Origin of the sequence: Streptomyces sp. NPDC000075 (assembly GCF_040301925.1) — a bacterium.
GTDB classification, from domain to species: domain Bacteria; phylum Actinomycetota; class Actinomycetes; order Streptomycetales; family Streptomycetaceae; genus Streptomyces; species Streptomyces polychromogenes.
Genome location: NZ_JBEPFL010000001.1, coordinates 349,820 through 372,834 on the forward strand (window position 1 = coordinate 349,820; position 23,015 = coordinate 372,834).

20 protein-coding genes are annotated in these 23,015 nt (G+C 75.4%); 15 read left to right on the top strand and 5 right to left on the bottom strand.

The annotated features are described in order from the left end of the window. Positions 1 to 290: 290 nt before the first annotated feature. The 5 genes from ABT403_RS01410 to ABT403_RS01430 all read right to left on the bottom strand — a co-directional run bounded on the left by ABT403_RS01410 (position 291) and on the right by ABT403_RS01430 (position 4,966). Positions 291 to 1,079 carry a crotonase/enoyl-CoA hydratase family protein gene (locus ABT403_RS01410; RefSeq protein WP_344167292.1) on the bottom strand — a complete coding sequence of 263 codons (789 nt, stop codon included), beginning with the start codon at positions 1,077 to 1,079 and terminating at the stop codon, positions 291 to 293. Positions 1,080 to 1,120: 41 nt separating this feature from the next. Further along, positions 1,121 to 2,287, bottom strand: coding sequence for a galactokinase (gene galK, locus ABT403_RS01415; RefSeq protein ID WP_344167289.1), 1,167 nt, complete (start codon positions 2,285 to 2,287; stop codon positions 1,121 to 1,123). Next, on the bottom strand, positions 2,284 to 3,312 hold the full coding sequence (gene galT / locus ABT403_RS01420; RefSeq protein WP_344167286.1) for a galactose-1-phosphate uridylyltransferase: 1,029 nt from the start codon (positions 3,310 to 3,312) through the stop codon (positions 2,284 to 2,286). The genes galK and galT overlap by 4 nt, the downstream gene beginning before the upstream one ends. 43 nt (positions 3,313 to 3,355) lie before the next feature. Further along, positions 3,356 to 3,550 (bottom strand): hypothetical protein, encoded by a 195-nt coding sequence (locus ABT403_RS01425; protein WP_344167283.1) that lies wholly within the window; start codon positions 3,548 to 3,550, stop codon positions 3,356 to 3,358. A 666-nt stretch (positions 3,551 to 4,216) separates the two neighbouring features. After that, positions 4,217 to 4,966, bottom strand: coding sequence for an HAD family hydrolase (locus tag ABT403_RS01430; protein ID WP_344167280.1), 750 nt, complete (start codon positions 4,964 to 4,966; stop codon positions 4,217 to 4,219). Positions 4,967 to 5,159: 193 nt separating this feature from the next. On the opposite strand from ABT403_RS01430, the gene ABT403_RS01435 reads away from it, so the two are divergent. From ABT403_RS01435 to ABT403_RS01505, 15 genes are all read left to right on the top strand, one after another. Continuing rightward, positions 5,160 to 5,858, top strand: coding sequence for a ribonuclease H family protein (locus tag ABT403_RS01435; RefSeq protein WP_344167277.1), 699 nt, complete (start codon positions 5,160 to 5,162; stop codon positions 5,856 to 5,858). Positions 5,859 to 6,072: 214 nt separating this feature from the next. Continuing rightward, positions 6,073 to 8,763, top strand: a complete 2,691-nt coding sequence (locus ABT403_RS01440; RefSeq protein ID WP_344167274.1) for a SpoIIE family protein phosphatase — start codon at positions 6,073 to 6,075, stop codon at positions 8,761 to 8,763. 201 nt (positions 8,764 to 8,964) lie between these two features. Next, positions 8,965 to 9,594 (top strand): hypothetical protein, encoded by a 630-nt coding sequence (locus ABT403_RS01445; protein ID WP_344167271.1) that lies wholly within the window; start codon positions 8,965 to 8,967, stop codon positions 9,592 to 9,594. Positions 9,595 to 9,711: 117 nt separating this feature from the next. Next, positions 9,712 to 11,874, top strand: a complete 2,163-nt coding sequence (locus tag ABT403_RS01450; RefSeq protein ID WP_344167268.1) for a CHAT domain-containing protein — start codon at positions 9,712 to 9,714, stop codon at positions 11,872 to 11,874. 25 nt (positions 11,875 to 11,899) lie between these two features. Next, positions 11,900 to 13,333 (top strand): lipase/acyltransferase domain-containing protein, encoded by a 1,434-nt coding sequence (locus ABT403_RS01455; protein ID WP_344167265.1) that lies wholly within the window; start codon positions 11,900 to 11,902, stop codon positions 13,331 to 13,333. A gap of 35 nt (positions 13,334 to 13,368) precedes the next feature. Next, positions 13,369 to 13,782 (top strand): DUF3040 domain-containing protein, encoded by a 414-nt coding sequence (locus tag ABT403_RS01460; protein ID WP_344167262.1) that lies wholly within the window; start codon positions 13,369 to 13,371, stop codon positions 13,780 to 13,782. 52 nt (positions 13,783 to 13,834) lie between these two features. Next, entirely contained in the window at positions 13,835 to 14,206 is a 372-nt protein-coding gene (locus tag ABT403_RS01465; protein WP_344167259.1) for a hypothetical protein, read from the top strand. Positions 14,207 to 14,496: 290 nt separating this feature from the next. Continuing rightward, the gene (locus ABT403_RS01470) at positions 14,497 to 16,227 is read left to right on the top strand and encodes an enoyl-CoA hydratase-related protein (RefSeq protein ID WP_344167256.1); all 1,731 of its coding nucleotides are present in this window, start codon (positions 14,497 to 14,499) and stop codon (positions 16,225 to 16,227) included. Positions 16,228 to 16,313: 86 nt separating this feature from the next. Beyond that, positions 16,314 to 17,372: an NADH-quinone oxidoreductase subunit B family protein gene (locus tag ABT403_RS01475; RefSeq protein ID WP_344167253.1), complete on the top strand. Its 1,059-nt coding sequence runs from the start codon at positions 16,314 to 16,316 to the stop codon at positions 17,370 to 17,372. Positions 17,373 to 17,438: 66 nt separating this feature from the next. Then, positions 17,439 to 19,223 (top strand): nickel-dependent hydrogenase large subunit, encoded by a 1,785-nt coding sequence (locus ABT403_RS01480; RefSeq protein WP_344167250.1) that lies wholly within the window; start codon positions 17,439 to 17,441, stop codon positions 19,221 to 19,223. Then, positions 19,220 to 19,747 (top strand): NifU-related iron-sulfur-binding protein, encoded by a 528-nt coding sequence (locus tag ABT403_RS01485; protein WP_344167248.1) that lies wholly within the window; start codon positions 19,220 to 19,222, stop codon positions 19,745 to 19,747. The genes ABT403_RS01480 and ABT403_RS01485 overlap by 4 nt, the downstream gene beginning before the upstream one ends. Next, the gene (locus tag ABT403_RS01490; protein ID WP_344167245.1) at positions 19,744 to 20,379 is read left to right on the top strand and encodes a DUF5947 family protein; all 636 of its coding nucleotides are present in this window, start codon (positions 19,744 to 19,746) and stop codon (positions 20,377 to 20,379) included. Before ABT403_RS01485 ends, ABT403_RS01490 begins: the two co-directional genes overlap by 4 nt. Next, positions 20,376 to 21,068, top strand: coding sequence for a DUF6084 family protein (locus ABT403_RS01495; RefSeq protein ID WP_344167242.1), 693 nt, complete (start codon positions 20,376 to 20,378; stop codon positions 21,066 to 21,068). The genes ABT403_RS01490 and ABT403_RS01495 overlap by 4 nt, the downstream gene beginning before the upstream one ends. Further along, positions 21,065 to 22,483, top strand: coding sequence for a hypothetical protein (locus ABT403_RS01500; RefSeq protein WP_344167239.1), 1,419 nt, complete (start codon positions 21,065 to 21,067; stop codon positions 22,481 to 22,483). The genes ABT403_RS01495 and ABT403_RS01500 overlap by 4 nt, the downstream gene beginning before the upstream one ends. Continuing rightward, positions 22,480 to 23,010 carry a hydrogenase maturation protease gene (locus ABT403_RS01505; RefSeq protein WP_344167237.1) on the top strand — a complete coding sequence of 177 codons (531 nt, stop codon included), beginning with the start codon at positions 22,480 to 22,482 and terminating at the stop codon, positions 23,008 to 23,010. The genes ABT403_RS01500 and ABT403_RS01505 overlap by 4 nt, the downstream gene beginning before the upstream one ends. Positions 23,011 to 23,015: the final 5 nt, after the last annotated feature.

Below are 23,015 nucleotides of genomic sequence, written 5' to 3' on the forward strand. Positions count from 1 at the left end.
GCGCTCGGACGCCCGGCCCACGAGGCCCGCCCGAGCCGGCTCCCGCCCATCGTACGTTCGTTCCCGCCGGCCCGCCCCGGCACGGCGCGGGCCCGGCCGGGGACCAGGCGCGGGCGGCGGCCGGCGGAGAGGGTGCGGAGGGTGGCGTACGCCCTGGTGTGGCCGCCAGGACGCCGCCGAGGAGGAGGGTCCCGCAGCGGAGGGCGCGGGAGGGGTGGTGGGTGGCCGGGGCGTTGGGGCGTTGGGGCGTCGGGGTGGCTCTGGGGCGGGGCGGACGTCCGTCCCGGGGCTCAGTCGGCGAAGGAACCGTGCCGGCCGGCCCCGGAGGCGAAACGCGCGGCGCCCGCGAGGGTCTCGCCCGCCGACAGGGGCACCATCCCGTGCCGCAGTTCGTTGGCCAGCGCCTCGGGCTCGGCCAGCCCGTGCTGCTCCCGCACGGAGAGCCGGTCGTGGCGCAGGCACAGTTGCGGGAAGGCGGCGATCTCCCGCGCGAGCTCCTCGGCCGCAGTCCGGGCCCGCCCGGGCGGCACGAGCCGGTTGGCCAGCCCGATCGCGTGGGCCTCGGCGGCCGGGACCGGGCGGCCGGTCAGGATCAGGTCCATCGCCCGGCTCTCGCCGATCAGGCGCGGCAGCCGCACCGTGCCCCCGTCGATCAGCGGCACTCCCCACCGGCGGCAGAACACCCCGAAGACCGCGTCCTCCTCCATCACCCGCAGGTCGCACCAGAGGGCCAGCTCCAGCCCTCCGGCCACGGCGTGGCCCGCGACGGCCGCGATCACCGGCTTGGTCAGCCGCAGCCGGGTCGGCCCCATGGGGCCGTCGCCCTCCGGCTCCACCCGGTTGCCGCTCCCGGTGCCGACGGCCTTGAGGTCGGCGCCCGCGCAGAACGTCCCGCCCTCGCCCCACAGCACGGCGACCGCCGCCCGCTCGTCGGCCTCGAACTCCCGGAAGGCGTCGGCCAGTTGCCGGGCCGTGGGCCCGTCCACGGCGTTACGGGCCGAGGGCCGCGACAACACCACGGTCGTCACGGCCCCTTCGCGCTCGACCCGGACGGCGGGGGACTCGGGGGTGTCGGTCATGGCGGCATTCTCACCCGCCCCCCGCCCGCCCACCAGACCCCTCAGCCGACGCGGCGGGCGCCCGCCGATGGGACGGCCTCCAGTGCTGCCGGGGCCCCGAAGCCGGCGGCTGTGAAGGCCTGGGTCACGGCGGCGGTCACCCGCGCGGCCTCCCCGGCCCGCACCAGGGCGATCACCGAGCCGCCGAAGCCGCCCCCCGTCATCCGGGCGCCCAGGGCGCCCGCCGCCACGGCGGCCTCCACCGCGAGGTCCGTCTCCGCGCAGGAGACCCCGTAGTCGTCCCTCAGCGAGGCGTGACCCTCCGTCAGCACCGGTCCCAGGGCCTCGGGCCGCCCGTCCGCCAGCCGGGCCACGGCCCGCTCGACCCGGCCGTTCTCCGTGACCACGTGCCGGACCAGCGGCACCAGTTCCGCCGGGAGGCGCGACAGCGCCCCGTCCAGCTCCGCCTCCGCGAGGTCCCGCAAGGCGGGCAGGCCCAGCAGCCCCGCCGCCCGCTCGCAGCCGGCCCGCAGCGCGGCGTACGCCCCGTCGGCCAGGTCGTGCTTGACGCGCGTGTCCAGCACCAGCAGCCGCAGCCCGTGCCCCCCGAGGTCGAAGGGCACCTGACGGACCTCCAGGCTCCGGCTGTCCAGGTGCAGGGCGCTGCCCTCCGCACAGCACACCGAGGCCATTTGGTCCATCACCCCGCAGGGCACCCCGGCGAAGGCGTTCTCGGCGTACTGGGCCACCCGCGCCAGCTCCGGCCGTCCCAGCCCCAGCCCGTACAGCTCCTCGTACGCGACGGCCACCACGCACTCCAGCGCCGCCGACGAGGACAGCCCCGCCCCCGTCGGAACGGCGCTGTCCAGGTGCAGGTCCGCACCCCCGGCGGCCAGCCCCCGCTCGCGCAGCGCCCACACCACCCCGGCGGGGTACCGGGCCCAGCCGGGCACCGTGCCCGGGGCGAGGTCCGCCACCCGCAGCTCGGTGACCCGGCCGTCGCCCTGGGCGCTGTGCAGCCGCAGCAGCCCGTCCGTACGGCGCCCGACGGCGGCCACGGCGGCCTGCGGCAGCGCCATGGGGAGGGCGAAGCCGTCGTTGTAGTCGGTGTGTTCGCCGATCAGGTTGACCCGGCCCGGAGCCGCCCAGACCCCCTCGGGGGCGCGGCCGTGGATCCGCTCGAAGTCCCGGCGCACCCGCTCGGACCGCCCGCCCGCCCGCGTGTTCACGGGACCTCCCGCAGCCGCGCCGCCGCCGTCTCCGGGGCCACGTCGTTCATGAACGCGTCCATCCCGGACTCGGTCCCGGCCAGGTACTTGAGCTTGTCGGCGGTCCGCCGGACGGTGAACAGCTCCAGGTGCAGGGCCAGTTCCTCCCCGCCGGTCAGCGGGGCCTGGTGCCAGGCGGAGATGTACGGGGTGGGCTCCGCCAGCCCGAAGAGCCCGTCGAAGCGGCGCAGCAGCTCCAGGTAGAGCCCGGGGAACTCGGCCCGCTCCGCCTCGTCGAGGCGGGTCAGGTCGGGCACGCGGCGGTGCGGGTAGAGGTGGACCTCGTAGGGCCAGCGGGCGGCGTACGGGACGAAGGCCGTCCAGTGCTCCCCGGCCAGCACCACCCGCTCGGTGGCGGCGCGGGCCTCGGCGAGGAGGTCCTCGAAGAGGTTGCGCCCGGTGGCCGCCCGGTGCGCGGCGGCCGCCGCCAGGTGCTTGGCGGTGCGCGGGGCGGGGGCGGTGAAGGCGTAGATCTGGCCGTGCGGGTGGGGCAGGGTGACGCCGATCTCCGCGCCGCGGTTCTCGAAGCAGTACACCTGTGCCACCCCGGGGCGGGCGGACAGCGCGGCGGTCCGGTCGGTCCAGGCGTCCAGTACCAGCCGGGCCCGCGCGGGCGTGAGGTCGGCGAACCCGGCCCCGTGCTCGGGGGTGAAGCACACCACCTCGCAGCGCCCGGCGGCGCCGGACAGGGAGGGGAAACGGTTCTCGAAGACGGCCACCTCGTAGTCGGCGGCCGGGATCTCGCTCTGCCGCCCGTCCCGTGAGGGGCACAGCGGACAGGCGTCGGCGGGCGGGTGGTAGGTGCGGGTCTGCCGGTGGGCGGCGATGGTCACCCAGTCGCCGGTGGCCGGGTCCCGGCGCAGCTCCGGGCTGCTCTCGACGCGGTCGAGGGGGCGCCGGTCCTCGGCCGTGCGGTCCCGGCCGGGGGCGGCGTCGTAGTAGATGAGCTCGCGGCCGTCCGCGAGTTCGGTGACGGTCGTGTACACGTCCTCGCCTGTCTGTCGGGGGAGTGTGCGGGGAAGGGAGCGGTCAGGAGGGGACGGCCGGGGCGGTGGAGGCGCGGACGACCGGCCCGGGGCCGAAGAGCGGCTCCCCGGTGGGCACGTCCCGGTCGCCCACCGGGTCCGGCCCGCCGCGCCCGGTGACGCTCGCGGTGGCGCCGGGCTCCGCCGGCGCGGCGGCGGCGCTCTGCCCGGCCTCCACGGTGTACGGCTGACGGATCACCGGGCCCGCTCGTGCCCCCGCTCGGCCCTCGCCCGCCCGACCGCGTCCCCGGTCGTGCGGGACACGCCCCGGCGGGCCGTGGCCCCGGAGCTGCGCGCGGGCCGCGACGCCGGTGATCCCTGCCTGCATCGGCGTCCTTCCGTGACCGTGAGCGACGCCGGGCCGCCGCAGGGGACGGCCGGCGTGTGCGGCCCCTCACCGAAGGGGCCCGAGGCGGACTCGATGATACGGCCGTCCGGGGTAGGGATCACGCGTGCGACCCCGGCCGGACCACCGCGCTCGGACAGGGCCGGGGCCGGGACGGAACGCAGGGCCCGAATCGTCCGCCGGGCCGCCGCCCCCACGAGGGGCCTGCGGCGACCACGGTGGCATGCCGGAGTGGACGGCCCCGCCGACGGCGAGCAGGGCGTGCCGCCTCGCCGACCGGGTGGAGGCCGCCGTGCGCGGGATGCTGGGCCCGGCGGCCGAGGTCCGGGGCGGCGGGGGCGGCCCCACCCCCGGCGGGGACTCGCTCGGCCGGCTCCAGCTCCGGCTCCAGCTCCAGAGCGTGCTCGCGGTCGAGGCGGAGTTCGGCATCCGGCTGCCCGCGAGGAGCCTGACCGGCGCGGGCCGCTTCGACCGGCTGTGCCGGTTCGTCGAAGAGCGGGCCGGGGCGTGCGTGCGCGGTCAGTCCCAGCAGGGGCACGGCGCCGGGCGGGCGGTGAACTCCTTGTCGGCGTCCGGCTCGGCGGCCACCCGCCCCGCCGGCGGGACCAGGGTGAAGTCGGCCGCCGGGTCGACCTCGTCGAAGGAGCCGAACAGGTGGGTGCGGGGGAACCAGTCGCCGAACGGCGTCGTGTCCGGGCCGATGCCGATGAACTCGGCGCCCGTGGCGACCGCGGCCCGTACATCCCACGGCCCGTCACCCACGCACACCACCCGCTCGAAACCGCCCCCGGCCCGCTCGGCGGCCCGGTGGACGGCCTCGCGCACCAGGTGCTCGCGGAAGGTGTGCTCGCTCGCGGTGGACACCGGCCCGGCCGAACCGCCCCCCAGGGGCGCCAGCTTGGCTGCGGTGACCTCGCGCAGGCCGCCGGTGGCGAAGGCCACCGCGTACGCGTCGTCGGCCTCCAGCGCCCGCAGGAAGGCGGCCGCGCCCGGTATCTCCTCGACGCCCCCGTCGGCGACGGCGGCCAGGAAGTGCTCGTGCAGCAGCCCGGCGAACCGCTCCCGCTCCGCCTCGCCGGGGAGCCGGCCCGTGTTGCGCCGGAAGACCTCGCGGAAGATCCACGAGTCCGTGTGGTGGGTGTAGCCGCCCCACGCCGAGTCGACGTCCGTGAGCCCGAAGTCCCGCAGCGCCGCGCCGAACGCGGACTGGTGGGGGGCGACGCTGCGCAGCAGCGTGCCGTCGATGTCGAAGACGATCAGGGTGGTCAAGGCCTGCTCCCTCGGTCGGATATCCGCACTTTTCATGATCGTAGGGAGGGGCTGGACACGCCGTCGAGCCTGACCGGGCACCCGGCCCGGGCGGTACGGCTGGATCCGGACACCGTCGCGCCCGCGGAGGCCCTCGCCCTGCCCGGCGGGCGGGGTGGCCGCCGGGCCGTCCGGGATAGGGCAAGATCGGGGGATGTCTGATCGCATCATCGCCGCCTGTGACGGGGCGGCCAAGGGAAACCCCGGCCCGGCCGGATGGGCGTGGGTCATCGCGGACGCCGAGGGCCGGCCCGAGCGCTGGGAGGCCGGCCCGCTGGGGCGCGCCACCAACAACGTCGGCGAGCTCACCGCCCTCCAGCGGCTCCTGGAGGCCGTGGAGCCCGGTACCGCGCTCCAGGTGCGGATGGACTCCCAGTACGCCATGAAGGCCGTCACCCAGTGGCTGCCGAACTGGAAGCGCAACGGCTGGAAGACCGCCGCCGGGAAGCCCGTGGCCAACCGGGAGCTCGTCGAGCGGATCGACGAACTGCTCGGCGAGCGGGACGTGGAGTTCCGCTACGTTCCGGCCCACCGGGAGGACGGCGACCACCTCAACGCCATCGCCGACCAGGCCGCCAGCGACGCCGCCGTCAGCCAGGAGCCCGCCGGCACCGCCCACGGCGCCACCGCCCTCCCCGTCCCGGCCCCGGCCCGTACCGCCCCGGCCCGTACGGCCCCGGCGCGGAAGGCCACCGCGGGCGCCGCCGCCCGCTCCGGGACGGCGCGCACCATCACGGCGAAGTTCCGCGGCACCTGCCCCTGCGGGCAGTCCTACGCCGCCGGAGAGAAGATCGCCAAGCTGGGCGCCCGCTGGGGCCACCCGGACTGCCGCCCGGCCGCCACGCCCGCCTGAGCGGCCGGACGGGCAGCCGGACGGGCGGGCGGCCGGGCGGACAGGCGGGCGAACGGGTGAGTGGAAGGGCGGGCGGACCCGGGCAGCGGACCGGGATCGGGGCCGGCGGGCGCGACGCCACGGGCGGCGCGCCGTCGCGCCGGGGGCCGAGAGCGCCCGGAAGTGCTACAACTGGGGGCGTGACCCCTTCTCGCCACCCGTGCCGGGCACGTCGGTGCGGTCACCTCTAGGCAGCCGATCCAGAAGCGTCGCCAGACAGGTATTCGTCCTCCAGGTGGCGATCGTGGTGTTGCTCGCGGCCGGCGCGCTGCTGGCGCTGCTCCTCCAGTCGCGGCACGACGTCGACCGCGAGGCCCGCAACCGGTCGGTGGCCGTCGCCCAGACCTTCGCGCACTCCCTGGGCCTCCAGGCGGCGCTGAAGTCCCCCGACCCGACGGCCGTGCTCCAGCCCCTCGCGGAGCAGACCCGCAAGGACGCCGGGGTCGACTTCATCGTGGTCATGGACACCCACGGCATCCGTTACACCCACCCCCGGCCGGACCGCATCGGCAAACGGTTCGTCGGCACCATCGAGCCCTCCCTCGCCGGCCAGACCTACACCGAGAGCGTGGACGGCCCCCTCGGCAGGGAGATCCAGGCGGTGGTGCCCGTCACCGCACCCGACGGCAAGGTCGTGGGGCTGGTGTCGGCGGGCCTCACCGTCAAGAACGTCACCGGGGTCGTCAACCGCCAGCTCCCGGTCATCCTGCTGTCCATCGCCGCCACCCTGGGCCTGGCCACCGCCGGCACGGCCCTGATCAGCAGACGGCTGAACCGGCAGACCCACGGGCTGGGCCCGCTGGAGATGACCCGCATGTACGAGCACCACGACGCGGTGCTCCACGCCGTCCGCGAGGGCGTGCTGATCATCGACGGGGACGGGCGGCTGCTGCTCGCCAACGACGAGGCCAAGCGGCTCCTCGGCCTCCCCGAGGACGCCGACGGCCGCTACATCGGGAACGTGCCGGGCCTGGACCGCCGGATGGCCGACCTGCTGCTCTCCGGCCGGGTGGCCACCGACGAGGTCGTGGAGACCGGGGAGCGGCTGCTCGTCGTCAACCAGCGGCGCACCCACCCCCGGGGCCGCGCCGACGGCGGCACCGCGGTCACCATCCGCGACTCCACCGAGATGCGGGTCCTGACCAGCCGCGCCGAGACGGCCCGCAGGCGCCTGAAGCTCCTCTACGACGCCGGCGGGGACATCGGCACCACCCTCGACGTGGTCCGCACCGCCGAGGAGCTCGCCCGGGTCGCCGTCCCCCGCTTCGCCGACTACGCCACCGTGGACCTGGCCGAACCGGTCCTCGACGGGGAGGAACCCGGACCCGGGGCCGACATGCGGCGCACCGCGGTCAGCGGCGTCCGCTCCGACCACCCGCTCTACCCCCGCGGCCTGCTGATCGACTTCCTGCCGTCCACCCCCCAGGCGCGCGGCTACGGCACCGGCAAGGCCGAACTGGTGCCCGACCTGTCCGCCGAACCCGGCTGGCTCGCCCAGGACCCGGTACGCACCCGCGCCATCATCGACTACGGGATCCACTCGCTGATCGCGGCCCCGCTCACCGCCCGCGGGGTGGTCCTCGGCGTGGTCAACTTCTGGCGCTCGCGCAAGCCCGAGCCCTTCGACGAGGACGACCTGTCGCTCGCCGTGGAACTCGTCGCCCGCGCCGCCGTCAGCATGGACAACGCCCGCCGCTACACCCGCGAGCACGCCCTCGCCGTGACCCTCCAGCGCAGCCTCCTGCCCCGCGCCCTGCCCGAGCAGAGCGCCGTGGACGTGGCGCACTTCTACCTGCCCGCGCAGTCCGGGGTGGGCGGGGACTGGTTCGACGTGATCCCGCTGCCGGGCTGCCGGGTCGCCCTGGTCGTCGGGGACGTCGTCGGACACGGCCTGCACGCCGCCGCGACCATGGGCCGGCTGCGCACGGCCGTGCACAACTTCTCCTCGCTCGACCTCGCCCCCGACGAGATCCTCGCCCGCCTCGACGACCTCGTCCAGCGCATCGACCACGACGACGAGGGCGGCGACGCGAACGGCTCCGTCCTCGGCGCGACCTGCCTGTACGCCGTCTACGACCCGGTGTCCCGGCGCTGCACGGTGGCCCGGGCCGGGCACCTGCCGCCCCTGGTCGCCGCCCCCGACGGCACCACCGAGATCGTCGACCTCCCGGCCGGTCCCCCGCTGGGCCTCGGCGGCATGCCCTTCGAGACGGCGGAACTGGAGCTGGAGGAGGGCAGCCGGCTCGTCCTGTACACCGACGGCCTGGTCGAGGAGCGCGGCCGGGACATCGGCGAGGGGCTGGAGCTGCTGCGCACCGCGCTGAGCGGGTCCGACGGGGACCCGCGCCGGACCTGCCAGGACGTCCTCGACCTGCTGCTGCCGCTGCGCCCGGCCGACGACGTGGCCCTGCTCGTCGCCCGGACCCGCACGCTCGGCGCGGACCGGGTCGCGCAGTGGGACGTGCCGTTCGAGGCGAGCGCGGTCGGCGAGATCCGGGGCGCGGCGGCCCGCACCCTCGACGCGTGGGGCCTCACGGAGCTGGGCTTCGCCACCGAGCTGATCCTCAGCGAGCTGGTCACCAACGCCCTGCGTCACGGCGGCGCCCCGGTCCGCGTCCGGCTGCTGCACGACCACGGCCTGACCTGCGAGGTCTGGGACGGCAGCAGCACCGCCCCGCACCTGCGGTACGCCGCCACCACGGACGAGGGCGGCCGGGGGCTGTTCCTGGTGGCGCAGCTGAGCGAGCACTGGGGCACCCGCTACACCCCCGAGGGCAAGGTCATCTGGGCCGAGCTGGCTCCGCCGGGCGCGGCGGAAGCGGAGGGTGCGGACCCGGCGGCCTTCCTGGACGCCGAGCCCATCTGAGCCCGCCGGGGGTGCTCCGCGCGGTCTCTTCCCGGCCCCGGTCAGGCCTTACCGCCGGTACCCCGGCCGGGTATCGCTTCCGGGGCACCCCGATGATCATCCGCGCCGGTCCATGGGGGAGAATCCGGAACGCCGGGCACGACCATCCCGGCGGCACAGCACCGGTCACCACCGGCCCTACGCACGACAGGAGCACGCCCGTTGAACCAGGACAGGCGCGAACAGGTCCGACCCTTCCTGCGTGCGGGGGAGCACGTCGTCGCCGTGTGCGCGTACGAGCTCGGCCCGGGCGTACCCACCCCGCCCGACGAGCTGGTCCCCCCGGCCGACCCGTCCGCGCTGCACCGCCGCATCGAGGCGAAGCTGCCCCGGCCGCTGGCCCAGCTGGTGCGCACCCGCGTCATCGACCCCCGGCGTTCGCGGCCGGCCGCCGGCGCGGCCGCGGTGGACGGGCTGCCGGACGCGGTGGACCGGCTCGGGACCCGCCTGATGCACGGCAAGAGCATGGAGGGCGGCTGGCAGAGCGCGGCCGGCCACTTCCTCATCAGCCGCGCGGGGGCCCGGGGTTCGGTCACGGGCGTGCTCGCCGTCACCGACCGCCGCTGGTTCGGCCTCACCGACGTCTCGCACCTGTGGCAGTCGGCGCCCGTGATGAAGGAGTACTGGGAAGCGCCCCGCCAGGCCGTCGCCGCCGTGCGCGCCAGGCCGACGGGCGTGCTCCAGCGCGGGCGGATGGACCTGGAGTTCACGGACGGCTCCTGGGTCGCCCTGCTGGCCTCCGTACCCGCGCAGGCCGTGTCCTTCGCGGAGGCGGCCGCCCACTACCGCTGAGCCCGGCACGGGCGTCGTCCCGGCCTGCCCGGCCCCGCGAACGGTGGGATAATCCTGTCGGGGGAGAGGTGTGACACACCCGCGACAGCGGGGGCTCGGGCGACTCGAAGGAGGAGCGTGGGCGCGGTGGGCACCCCGGTCGCTCGCATCGCCGACCTGCTGGAGACCGTACCGCCGGCCTCCAACCCTCCCGCACGGCCTCCCGCCCCCGTCCCGGAGGAACAGCCGCCCCCCGGCGGCCCCGTCCTCGGCCTCACCGTCGTCTGGGGCGACCTCGCGGAGACCGCCGCCGACCTGCACGTCACCGGGCACTACCGGTCGGTCGTGCCGGAGGCGGCCGAGCTGGCACTGGACCGCGCCGTCTCCGGCGGCCCCCGCCTCCTCATCACCGAGCACACCAAGCTCGGGTGGATCGACGCCCGGCTGGGGGAGGTCACGTACTTCCCCTGCGCTCCGGGACCCGTCCGCTCCGCCGCCGTCGTCGGCATGGGGCCGATGGGCACCCTGACGGAGCGCCGCGCCGTCCAGATGTACGCCTCCCTCCTGGGGGAGGCGTTCGGGCTCGGCCACGTCGCGACCATGGCGACCGTCCTCATCGGCTCGGGCACCGGCAACCTGGCCGTCCCCCAGGCCGCCCGCGCCCTGGTCCACGGCTTCGCCGGGGTCCTGGCCCCGCTCGGCCCGGCCGCACCGGCGCCCCGGCTCACCGAGGTGCTCATCGTCGAGGTCGACCGGCTGCGGGCCGAGCAGCTGCACCTCGCGCTGGTCGACGCCGCCGCGAAACAGCCGCGGCTGTGCGTCACCCCGGGGCTGCGCGAGGAGGGCGGCGGCCGGCTGTTCGCCCCCTCCGCCGCCGTGTACGCCCTGGCCGCGCTCAGCGGGCTCGCCGCGGCGTCCGCGCCCGGCGCCGCCGGGGGCGGCCCCGGACCGCCGGCCGGCGAGGCGGCCCTCGCCACCGTGCTGGCCGGCTTCGACCCCGGGATCCGGGCGCAGGTCCGCGAGCAGCTGACGGCGCTCTCCGAAGTGGCGCGCACCGACCTCTCCCTGACGGTCGGCGCGGCCGAAGCCGCCCGGGACGGCGCCCTGCCCGTGCGCATGTCCGTCCGGTCGGGCACCGGCGGCCTGCGCTGGGCGGCCCTCACCGGGCGGGCCACCGTTCCGGAACGGCTCGTCCCCGCGGACACGGACCTGCTGCGGGAACTCGTGGAGCGGCTGACCGAACCGTCGGTCGAGGACGCGCGGGAACTGCCCGAGCTGCTCTCCCGGTTCGTGGTGCCCCCGGACTTCCAGCGGCTGCTCACCGACGACGCCACCGTGCTGCTGGAACTGGACCGCGACACGGCCTCCGTCCCCTGGGAGTTCCTCGCCGAGATCCGGCAGGCCGGCGCGGAACCGCGCGACCCCCTGGCGATCCGCACCCGGCTCTCCCGGCAACTGCGCACCACCTACTCGCGCGTGCTGGCCGACGGCCGGCAGGAGGGACCGCTGAGCGCCCTGGTGATCGGCGACCCGGGGGACCCGGAGAAGGGGTTCCAGCTGCCGGGGGCCCGCAACGAGGCCCTCGCGGTCGCCACGCGGCTCAAGGACCTGGGGGCCCGGGTCACCCTCTTCGTCGGCGCCGCGAACTCCACCCGGCAGCCCGGCATCGACCCCGCCAGGCGGCTGGACGTCCTGCGGGTCCTGCTGTGCGGGGGCAACGACATCGTCCACTACTGCGGACACAGCGCCTTCGACGTCAGCGGAACGGGAGGGCGCTCCGGCTGGGTCTTCTCCGACGGCCTGCTCACCGCCCGGGAACTGACCCTGCTGGAACGGCCGCCGCTGGTCGTCGTCGCCAACGCCTGCTACACGGCCCGGCTCGGCGCGGCCGAGGCCCCCGCCCGCGCCCCCGCGCCGCCCGCCGCGGACACCCCGTGGGGGAACCCGCAGGCGGCCCTGGTGCCGAGCCTCGCGGACGAGTTCCTGCGGGCCGGCGTCGGGCACTACATCGGCGCGGCCTGGCGGATCCCCGACGACCAGGGCATCACCTTCGCCGAGCAGTTCTACCGGCACCTCCTGCGGGGCGGCTCCGGCGAGGAGCCCCCGACGGTGGGCGGCGCCGTCCGCACGGCCCGCCGCAGGCTCTACGAGCAGCGCGAGGGGGACGGGCTGCCGCCCGACGCCCCGGGCGCCCGGCAGCGCTGGAGCGCCTGGGCCGCCTACCAGCACTACGGGGACGCGTCCGCCCCCTTCGTCTGCCAGGGGAGCGGGGCGGGGGCGGATCCGCAGGACACGGCCTGAGGCACCCGTCACGTGGAGGCAGCAAATGGCCAGGATCCCGATGCCCGACATCGTCGTACTGCTCCCCGGCATCACCGGGAGCGTGCTCACCCGCGACGGCAAGGACGTGTGGGCGCCCTCGGCAACCGCGGTCCTGGGCGCGCTGACCAGCCTGGGCCGCTCGCTGAAGGACCTCGAACTCGGCGAGGACGACTGGCACGCGGACGACCTCGGCGACGGGGTCGTCGCCGACCGGCTCGTACCCGACCTGCACACCCTGCCCGGGCTGTGGAAGATCGACGGCTACACCGCCATCGAGAGGTTCCTGCTGGAGCGCTTCGACCTGGAGACCGGCCGCAACTACTTCCCCTTCCCCTACGACTGGCGGCGCGACAACCGGGCCGCCGCCCGGCGGCTCGCCGAGAAGAGCGCCCGCTGGCTGCGGGACTGGCGCGAGTCCAGCGGCAACGCGGCGGCCCAGCTCGTCCTGATCGGGCACTCGATGGGCGGACTCGTCTCGCGCTACTTCGTCGAGGCACTGGGCGGCTGGAAGGACACCCGGGCCATCGTGACCTTCGGCACCCCCTTCTACGGCTCGCTCAACGCCGTCGACTTCCTCTGCAACGGCTTCCACAAACGGATCGGCCCCTTCGACGAGGACCTCACCCGGCTGCTGCGCTCCCTCACCGGCCTGCACCAGCTCGTGCCCGTCTACAAGTGCGTCTACGGGAGCGACGGCACGGCCGCCGTCCCGGCCCTGGCGGGGCTGCCGAACTGGCAGCCGCAGTGGAGCACCCACGTGACGGAGTTCTTCGACGAGATGGAGCAGGCGGCCCGGGACAACCGCCGCGACTCGGCCTGGGAGGCCCACCAGGTGGTCTACCAGCCCATCGTGGGCATGGACCAGCCGACCCGGCAGTCGGCCCGCGTCACCGACGGGGCGGTCGAGATCCGGATGACCCGGGGAGAGCACGACGAGGGCGGCGACGGCACGGTGCCCAAGCTCTCTGCGGCCCTCTCCGGCACCGAAGACGCCCGGACCTTCGTCCCCCGGAAACACGCGGGCCTGCAGAACGAGGGGGCGATGCTCGACCACCTGGAAGGGGTCCTGCAGTCCCTGCACGACATCCGCATCGACGACCTGCGCGCCGCCGTGACCTCCTGGTTCAGCCACCTCGGCGACGACCTCTACCTCGACGGCGAACCCGTGGTCTGCGAGATCGGAGCCCGCAGCGCCCTCGGCGAGAACGAGCTGCCCGAGGTCGAGGCGCGCCTCACGGTGACCAGCCGGGCCACCGGCCTGGCGCTGGTCGACCGCCCGGTCACGGTCCCCCGCGAGCGGGAGCGGTTCGACCTGGGCGTCCTGCCCCCCGGCACGTACGACCTGCTCATCAGCGCCGGCGCCGACACCGCGCCGCTGTCCGACGTCTTCCTCGTCGCCGGCCCGGACGCTGCCCTCCCGGCGTTCCCGCCGGGCTGACCGGCGGGGGACGCGCGCCGCCGCCCCGCCCGCGCATGACCGCGGCCGGGGAGGGGAAGACGCCCGGCCACAGTGACACGGACCGGCGCGAGCCGGTCGCGGACGCGCAGGAGGCCGTGATGGCCGGCGACGGACTCTCGCACCGGGAGAGGAGGGCCCTGACCGCGATCGAACGCGCCCTGCGCGCGGACCCGCGCTTCGACCGGGCCATGACGTTCGGAACAGGCCTCTTCCCCCGGGAACCGGAACGCCCGGACGGACGGCGAGGCGAGCGCCGCGGCCCCCTGACCGGCACGGTCTGCGCCCTGACGGCGCTCGCCCTGGCGCTGCTGCCCCTGGCCGTCGCCACCTCCGCGCCCGCCCTCATCGCGGCCTTCACCCTCGCGTACGCGGCCACCCTCGTGGGCCTGTTCCTCCTCGTGCGCCGCTGGTGCCGGCGCGGCGGATGACCCGGCCCGGACGGCCCCGGTTGCCGGGCCCGTCCGTGGGCAGGCGCCGGGCATGACCTTCCAGCACCCCGCGAAGAAGTCCCGTGAGGGGCGGCGCGGCCGCTTCGAGTCCCTGGCCGAGCTGGCCTCGAACTTCACGAGCTCCGCGGCCTTCCTGCTGCTCTGCGTCGCCCTGGTGGCCGGTTTCGCCGCCGTCCACCTGGCCCGGCTGTCGATGGAGTGGCAGCACCTCGCGGGCGACGCGATGGGCGCCCTCTCCCTGCTGCTGCTGGCCTTGCTGAAGAACTCCGAGCGCCGGGCCGAACACGCCGTCCAGCGCAAACTCGACGCCATCGCCGCAGCCCTCCTGCAACAGCAGGAGGGCGACTGGAGCGAGGCCCACCAGGACCTGGAGGACGCCATCGGCATGGAGGACCGGCTCTGAGGGAGACCCGCGAAGCACACCGCCCGCCCGCGCCCGGCCCATGTCGCCCCGCCCGCCCCGTGACCGCCGCCCGCGTCGGCGGCCGTCACGGCGCCGCCCCCGCCCGGCGGGCCAGGCGGCCGAGTGGCCCCCGGGCGGGCCGCTTTCGGGTGACTCCGCCGCCCGCCTGCGCCGCCGTCCCCGGCCCCCCGCGCCACGATCGCAGGCGGCCGGTCATGACCCGGTCACGAGCCAGCCGATCGGACCGGGCGCCGCCGCGCCCCGGCCCCGGGCCCCCCGGGAGACCCCACGTGCACGTCCTGCTCCTCGCGAGCGCGTTCAACAGCCTCACCCAGCGGGTCCACGCCGAACTGCGCGACCACGGCCACAGCGTGGCCGTCGAACTCGCCCTGCCGCACCGGTCCCTCGCCGCGGCCGTCCGCCGCCACGCGCCCGACCTCGTCCTCGCGCCCATGCTGCGCACCGCCATCCCCGAAGAGGTCTGGGCCGCCCACCCCTGTCTGATCGTCCACCCGGGCCCGGTCGGCGACCGGGGACCCGCCTCCCTCGACTGGGCCGTCCAGGAGGGCCGCACCCGCTGGGGGGTGACCGTCCTCCAGGCCGAGGCCGAGATGGACGCCGGCCCCGTCTGGGCCACCGCCGAGTGCGCCGTCCCCGCCGTGGGCAAGAGCGACCTCTACCGGGGCGAGATCGCCGACGCGGCCCTGGAGGCCGTTCTGCTCGCCGTGGAGCGCTTCGCCTCCGGGACGTACGTCCCGGAGCGCCAGCGCACCGGCCTCGCCCGCCCCGCCCTGCGCCAGGAGGGCCGCCGCATCGACTGGGAGACCGACCCCACCGAACGCGTCCTGCGGGTGCTGCGCGCCGCCGACAGCCGGCCCGGAGTACGGGACGTACTGCTCGGAGCGGAGTGGTACCTGCACGGCGGCCACCCCGAGGACCGGCTGCGCGGCCGCCCCGGCGACCTGCTGGCCACCCGGGACGGCGCGGTCTGCCGCGCCACCTGCGACGGGGCCGTCTGGATCCCGGAACTGCGGGCCCGCCACCGGCCCGGAGAGCCGGCCGCCCCCCGCCTCCCGGCCGTCCTCGCCCTCGGCGACCGGCTGCCCCCGCTGCCCGAACACCCCGCGCCCCTGCACACCGCCCCCGGCCGCCGCACCTGGAGCGACATCGACTACCGGGAGGAGGGGCAGGCCGGGTTCCTCTCCTTCTCCTTCCCCGCCGGGGCGATGGACACCGACCGCTGCCGACGGCTGCTCACGGCCTACCGGACCGCCCTCACCCGGCCGACCTCGGTCCTCGTCCTCGGCGGCGGCCGCGACTTCTTCTCCAACGGCATCCACCTCGGCGTGATCGAGGCCGCCGCCGACCCCGCCGCCGAGTCCTGGGCCAACATCAACGCCATGGACGACCTGGTCGAGGCCGTCCTGACCACCACCGACCGGCTCGTCGTCGCCGCCCTCGGCGGCAACGCCGCCGCCGGAGGGGCCATGCTCGCCCTCGCCGCCGACGGGGTCTGGTGCCGTTCCGGCGTGGTGCTCAACCCCCACTACCGCCTGATGGGCCTGTACGGCTCCGAATACTGGACGTACACCCTGCCCGGCCGGGTCGGCGAGGCCACCGCCGCCCGGCTCACCGAGGACGCCCTGCCGCTGAGCGCCGCCGCCGCCCTGGGCCTGGGCCTGTCCGACCGGACGGTCACCTGCCCGCCCGAGGCCTTCGCCGACGAGACGGCCCGCCTCGCCGCCCGCCTGGCGGCCCTGCCCGCCACCCCCGCCCGGATCGCCGCCAAGAAGGCCCGCCGCGAACGGGACGAGGCCCTGCGCCCCCTCGCCTCCTACCGGGCGGCGGAACTGGAGCGGATGAAGCGGACCTTCGACGACCCGCACGCCCCCTACCACGCCCTGCGCCGCGCCTTCGTCCGCAAGGAGCCCGCCCGGGAGACCCCGCCCCACCTCGCGCGCCGCACCGGCCCGGCCGCCGCCGGCGTCACTGGACCGGCCGTACAGGACAGCGCGCCCTGACCGGGCTCCTGCTAGCAAGGAAGAGGTGCGGTCCGCCCGCCACCTCCCCACCTCCCCCTCAGCATCCCCTCCCAAGGAGGCCCCGCATGGATGCAGAAGCAACGCCGGACCCGGCCGAGGACCCGACGGTCCACATCCTCTGGATCAATGCCGGACTGAGCTGTGACGGCGACTCGGTCTCCCTCACCGCGGCGATGCAGCCGAGCATCGAGGAGATCGTCACGGGCGTCCTGCCCGGCCTGCCCAAGGTGGCCGTGCACTGGCCCCTGATCGACTTCGAGTGCGGCCCCGTCGGAGGCGCCGACACCTTCGTCGAATGGTTCTTCAAGGGGGAGCGCGGCGAGATCGACCCCTTCGTGCTCGTCGTCGAGGGATCGATCCCCAACGAGTCGATCAAACCCGAGGGCTACTGGTGCGGCTTCGGCGACGACCCCCGTACCGGCCAGCCGATCACCACCAGCGAGTGGATCGACCGGCTCGCCCCCAAGGCGCTCGCCGTGGTGGCCATCGGCACCTGCGCCACGTACGGCGGCATCCACGCCATGGAGGGCAACCCGACGGGCGCCATGGGCGTGCCCGACTACCTCGGCTGGGACTGGACCTCCAAGGCCGGCATCCCCATCGTCTGCGTCCCGGGCTGCCCCATCCAGCCCGACAACTTCTCCGAGACCCTGACCTACCTGCTGTACCAGGCGGCGGGCTCGGCCCCGATGATCCCCCTGGACGACAAGCTGCGCCCGACCTGGCTGTTCGGGCAGACCGTCCACGAGGGCTGCGACCGCGCCGGGTACTACGAGCAGGGCCAGTTCGCCCACTCCTACGACTCCCCGCAGTGCCTGGTCCGGCTCGGCTGCTGGGGGCCCGTGGTCAAGTGCAACGTCCCCAAGCGCGGCTGGATCAACGGCGTCGGCGGCTGTCCCAACGTCGGGGGCATCTGCATCGCCTGCACCATGCCCGGCTTCCCCGACAAGTTCATGCCCTTCATGGACGCGCCCCCCGGCTCCCACGTGTCGGCGAAGGCCAGCGGAGCGTACGGAGCCGTGGTCCGGCGCCTGCGCGCGGTCACCCTGCACACCGTCGACCGGGAACCCAAGTGGCGGCACGCCGGAGGCAAGCTCACCACGGGCTACCGCCCGCCCTGGTGACCGTCCCGCCCATCCCGACCGATCCCACCCCCACCCCGTAGCGAACGAAGGGTCACGGCACAGACGATGGCACCGAAGACGAACGCGGCCGGAGACGGCAGCGGCCTGGTCGAGATGGCCTGGGATCCGATCACCCGGATCGTGGGCAGCCTCGGCATCCACACGAAGATCGACTTCAAGCAGAAGCGCGTCGCCGAGTGCTACAGCACCTCGTCGGTCTTCCGCGGCTACAGCGTCTTCATGCGCGGCAAGGACCCCCGCGACGCGCACTTCATCACCAGCCGCATCTGCGGCATCTGCGGGGACAACCACGCCACCTGCTCCGTCTACGCGCAGAACATGGCCTACGGGGTGAAGCCGCCCCACCTCGCCGAGTGGATCATCAACCTCGGCGAGTCGGCGGAGTACATGTTCGACCACAACATCTTCCAGGAGAACCTGGTCGGGGTCGACTACTGCGAGAAGATGGTCCGCGAGACCAACCCCGGCGTCCTCGAACTCGCCGAGCGCACCGAGGCCCCGCACGCCGGCGACCACGGCTACCGCACCATCGCCGACATCATGCGCTCCCTCAACCCCATCGAGGGCGAGTTCTACCGCGAGGCCCTCCAGGTCAGCCGGTACACGCGCGAGATGTTCTGTCTGATGGAGGGCCGCCACGTGCACCCCTCCACCCTCTACCCGGGCGGCGTCGGCACCATCGCCTCCGTCCAGCTCTTCACCGACTACATGAGCCGCCTCATGCGGTACTGCGAGTTCATGAAGAAGGTCGTCCCGCTCCACGACGACCTGTTCGACTTCTTCTACGAGGCCCTCCCCGGCTACGAGGAGGTCGGCCGCCGGCGCGTGCTGCTCGGCTGCTGGGGCGCCCTCAACGACCCCGAGCACTGCGACTTCACGTACGCCAACATGACCGACTGGGGACGGAAGATGTTCGTCACCCCGGGCGTCGTCGTCGACGGCAAACTGGTCACCAACGACCTCACCGAGATCAACCTCGGCATCCGCATCCTGCTCGGCAGCTCCTACTACGACGACTGGGAGGGCCGCGAGCAGTTCGTCACCCACGACCCGCTCGGCAACCCCGTCGACCCCCGCCACCCCTGGAACCAGCACACCATCCCCGCCCCGCAGAAGCGGAACTTCGACGACAAGTACAGCTGGGTGATGTCCCCCCGCTGGTTCGACGGCAAGGACCACCTGCCGCTCGACACCGGCGGCGGCCCCATCGCCCGCCTGTGGTCCACCGCCCTGTCCGGGCTCGTCGACGTCGGCTACGTCAAGGCCACCGGCCACAGCGTGGTCATCACCCTGCCGCGCACCATGACCAAGCCGGAGACCACCTTCGAGTGGAGGATCCCGAAGTGGTCCAACGCGCTCGAACGCAACCGCGCCCGCACCTACTTCCAGGCGTACGCGGCCGGCATCGCCCTGCACTGCGCCGAGCGGGGCCTGGCCGAGGTGCGCGCCGGACGCACTCAGACCTGGGAGAAGTTCGAGGTCCCGGACCAGTCCATCGGCTGCGGTTTCACCGAGGCCGTCCGCGGCGTCCTCTCCCACCACATGGTGATCCGCGACGGGAAGATCGCCAACTACCACCCGTACCCGCCCACCCCGTGGAACGCCAGCACCCGCGACACCTTCGGCACGCCGGGCCCGTACGAGGACGCCGTGCAGAACACCCCGATCTTCGAGGAGAACACCCCGGAGAACTTCAAGGGCATCGACATCATGCGCGCCGTGCGCAGCTTCGACCCCTGCCTGCCCTGCGGGGTCCACATGTACGTCGGCGGCGGGAAGACCGTGAAGACCATGCACGTGCCCACCGGCCTGAGCGGACTGGGCGGATGAGCGCCGCCGCCGACGCCCGGGAGGCGGGCCGCCGCGTCGAGGAGGTCCTCGACCGGCTGGCCGGCTCCGGCGACCGCGCCGCCTGCGCGGCCGCCGAGGAACTCGTCCGCGTCCTCATGGAGTTCTACGGGGCCGGCCTCGCCCGGATCACCGGACGCCTCGGCGCCCGGGCGATGGCACCGCTCCTCGACGACGACCTGGTGGCGAGCCTGCTCACCCTGCACGGCCTGCACCCCGAGGACCTCGACACGCGCATCGGACGGGCCCTCGGCGCCGCGGACGTCCCGGTGGAGCGCCTCGGTTTCGACGCCTCCACCGGCGTCCTGCGGCTGCGCGCCCTGCCCGCCGGGGCCGCGGGCTGCGGCTGCGGGTCCGGCTCCGGCGACGCCGGCCGCGCGGCCCTGGAGGACGCCCTGGCCTGCTTCGCCCCGGAGGTGACCGGCGTCGACCTCGAAACGGCCGCGCCCGCGGCGCCCCTCCTCCAGATCGGCACCCGCCCCCACACCCCGGCCCGGGTGCCGTGACCGGCCCCCGCCCCCAGGGGCTGCGCCGGTTCACCGGCCCCCGCCCGCCCCGCCCCGAACACTGCGAACTGTGCGGGACACCCGTCCCCCCGGACGGCCACCGCCACCTGGTGGAGACCGAGAAGCGGGCCCTGGTGTGCGCCTGCACCGCCTGCGCCCTGCTGTTCGACCGGCCGGGCACCCCCACGGGCCGCTACCGCGCCGTCCCCGACCGCTACCTCAGCGACCCGGGCCACCACCTCGACGACGCCGCCTGGGAGCTGCTGCGCATCCCCGTCGGCGTGGCCTTCCTCTTCCGCAACGCCGCCCTCGGCCGGCTGGTCGCCCTCTACCCCAGCCCGGCCGGCGCCACCGAGAGCGAACTCGACCCGGACACCTGGCAGTCCGTACTCGGCGCGGGACGGCTCGCGGCACTCCTCGAACCCGACGTGGAGGCCCTCCTGCTGCACCACACGCCCGGCCGCACCACCTGCCACCTGGTCCCCATCGACCTCTGCTACGAGCTCGTCGGACGGATGCGGCTGCTCTGGCGCGGCTTCGACGGCGGCGCCGAGGCGCGGGCCGCCCTCGACACCCTCTTCGCGCACGTCGAGGCCCGCGCCAAGGTGCTCGCGGAGGCCGGCCCCTCATGACCGACCTCACCTTCACCTGCACCGGGGTGCGCGCCGACCCGTACGCCGCCGGACCCACCCTGGTCCTGCGGCTGCGGATCACCGCCCCGCCCGGCACCCGGGTCCACGCCCTCGCCCTGCGCTGCCAGATCCGCGTCGAACCGGCGCGGCGCGGCTACACCGCCGGCGAGGCCGAGGCCCTCGCCGACCTGTTCGGCGAGCGCTCCCGCTGGGGCAGCACGCTGCGGCCGGTGCAGTTCGCCCACGTCGGGCTGATGGTGCCCGGGTTCACCGGGGAGACCGAGACCGACCTCGCCGTCCCCTGCACCTACGACATGGACGTCGCCTCCACCCGGTACTTCAACGCCCTGCGCGACGGCGAGGTGCCGCTGCTGCTGCTCTTCTCCGGCACGGCCTTCACCGGAGCCGGCGGCTTCCACGTCGAACCCGTGCCCTGGGACCGCGAGGCCTCCTGCCGGATGCCGGTCGCCGTCTGGCACGAGATGGTCGAACAGCACTTCCCCGGCTGCGGATGGCTGCGGCTGCCCCGCGACACCATGGCCGAACTGCTCGCCTTCCGTTCCCGCCACGCCCTCACCTCCTGGGAGACCACCCTGCGCGCCCTGCTGGACGCCGCCGAACCCGCGCCGCCCCCGCTCCCGCTGCCGGGGGCCCCGGCCCCCCGGGTCACCGAGAGGGCCGCCCCGTGACCGCCACCGCCCCCACGGCCACCCCCGCCGACCGCGGCGGACGGCGCTTCGCCGCCGCCCGCCGGGTGGCGGACGCCGTCCTCTTCGAGGGCTACGTCCTCTACCCGTACCGGGCCTCCGCCGCCAAGAACCGGATGCGCTGGCAGTTCGGCGTCCTCGTCCCGCCCGCCTGGGCCCCCGCCCAGGGCGAACACAGCCTCCAGCGCACCGAGATCCTGATGGAACCGCGCGGCGCCGCGACCCTCTCCCTCGAACTGCGCTTCCTGCACGCCCAGCGGCGCACCGTCCAGCAGGCCCGCGACGACGGCACGTTCACCGACGTCGCCGAACTCCGCCTGCCCGACCGGGTCCTCGTCCCCTGGGACGAGGGCACCGAGGAACGGGTCGAACTGCGCGTCGCCGTACCCGAACTGACGCAGAAGGAGATCGTCCTCCCCTTCCGCCGCCCGGCCCGCGAGGAGATTGAACCGGTGCTCGACGACCGGGGCCGGACCGTCGGCCGCCTCGTCCGGCGCACCGAGGAGGCCGAGGGCGTCGTACGCCTGCACGCCGAAGAGCCGGAGGGCCCCTACCGGGTCCTGAAGCTCACCGCCGTGGTCGAGAACACCAGCCCCTGGACCCCCGACGGCCCCGGCGCCACCCGCGAGGAGGCCCTGCCCCGCTCCCTCGTCGCCGCCCACCTCCTGCTGGGGCTGAACCCCGGCACCTTCCTGTCCATGACCGACCCGCCCGAATGGGCCCGTACCGCCGTCGCCGCCTGCGCCAACCTCCACACCTGGCCGGTCCTGGCCGGCGAGGACGGAGGGGCCGACGTGGTCCTCTCCTCCCCGATCATCCTGGAGGACCACCCCGCCATCGCCCCCGAGAGCGCCGGGGCCATGTACGACGCCACCGAGATCGACGAGATCCTCGCCCTGCGCACCGCCGCCCTGACCGAGGAGGAGAAGCGCGAGGCGCGCGGTACGGACCCGCGCGCGGCCGCCGTCGTCGACCTCGCCGACACCCTGCCGCCCGAGGTCCTGGAACGGCTGCACGGAGCGGTGCGCTCCCTGCGCGGGGCCACCGCCGGGGCGGCCCCCGAGGAGCCCCCGCCGGACACCCTGTTCACCCCCGGGCAACCCTGGTGGGACCCGGCCGCGGCGGCGGTGCCGGGGCCCGCCCGCGTCCTCGTCGGCGGCACGCCCGTCGGCCCCGGCAGCCGGGTGCTGCTGCGCCCGGGGCTGCGGCGCACCGACGCCCAGGACCTCTTCCTCCAGGGCCGCGCCGCCCGCGTCGAGGAGGTCCTGCACGACGTCGACGGGGGAGTCCACCTCGCCGTCACCGTGGAGGGCGACCCGGGCGCCGACATCCGCCGCGAGCAGGGCCGGTTCCTCTACTTCCAGCCCGACGAGGTCACCGCCCTGGAGGAGGCGTGAGCGGCCGGGTGCTGGTCGCCGGCATCGGCAACGTCTTCCTCGGCGACGACGGCTTCGGCGTCGAGGCGGTACGCGCCCTGTCCGCGCACCCGCTGCCCGGCCACGTGGAGGTGGCCGACTTCGGCGTGCGCGGCGTCCACCTGGCCTACCAGCTCCTGGACGGCTACGACACCCTCGTCCTGGTCGACGCCACCGAACGCGGCGGCGCCCCCGGCACCCTGTACCTGATCGAGGCGTCCGCGGCCGGCCCCGCGGGCGGCGGCCGCCCCGTACTCGACGGGCACCACATGTCCCCCGACGCGGTCCTCGGGCTGCTCGGCACCCTGTGCGCCGGCACCGGTACCACACCGCCCCGCCGCACCTACGTCGTCGGCTGCGAACCGGCCTGCGTGCAGGAGGGCATCGGGCTGAGCGCCCCCGTCGCCGCCGCCGTGCCGGAAGCCGTACGGATGCTCCTGGACCTCCTGCCGGCCGGGGAACCCGGGCCCGGGCCGGAGCCCTGCGACCGGTGCGAACTCGCGAACTGAGGAGA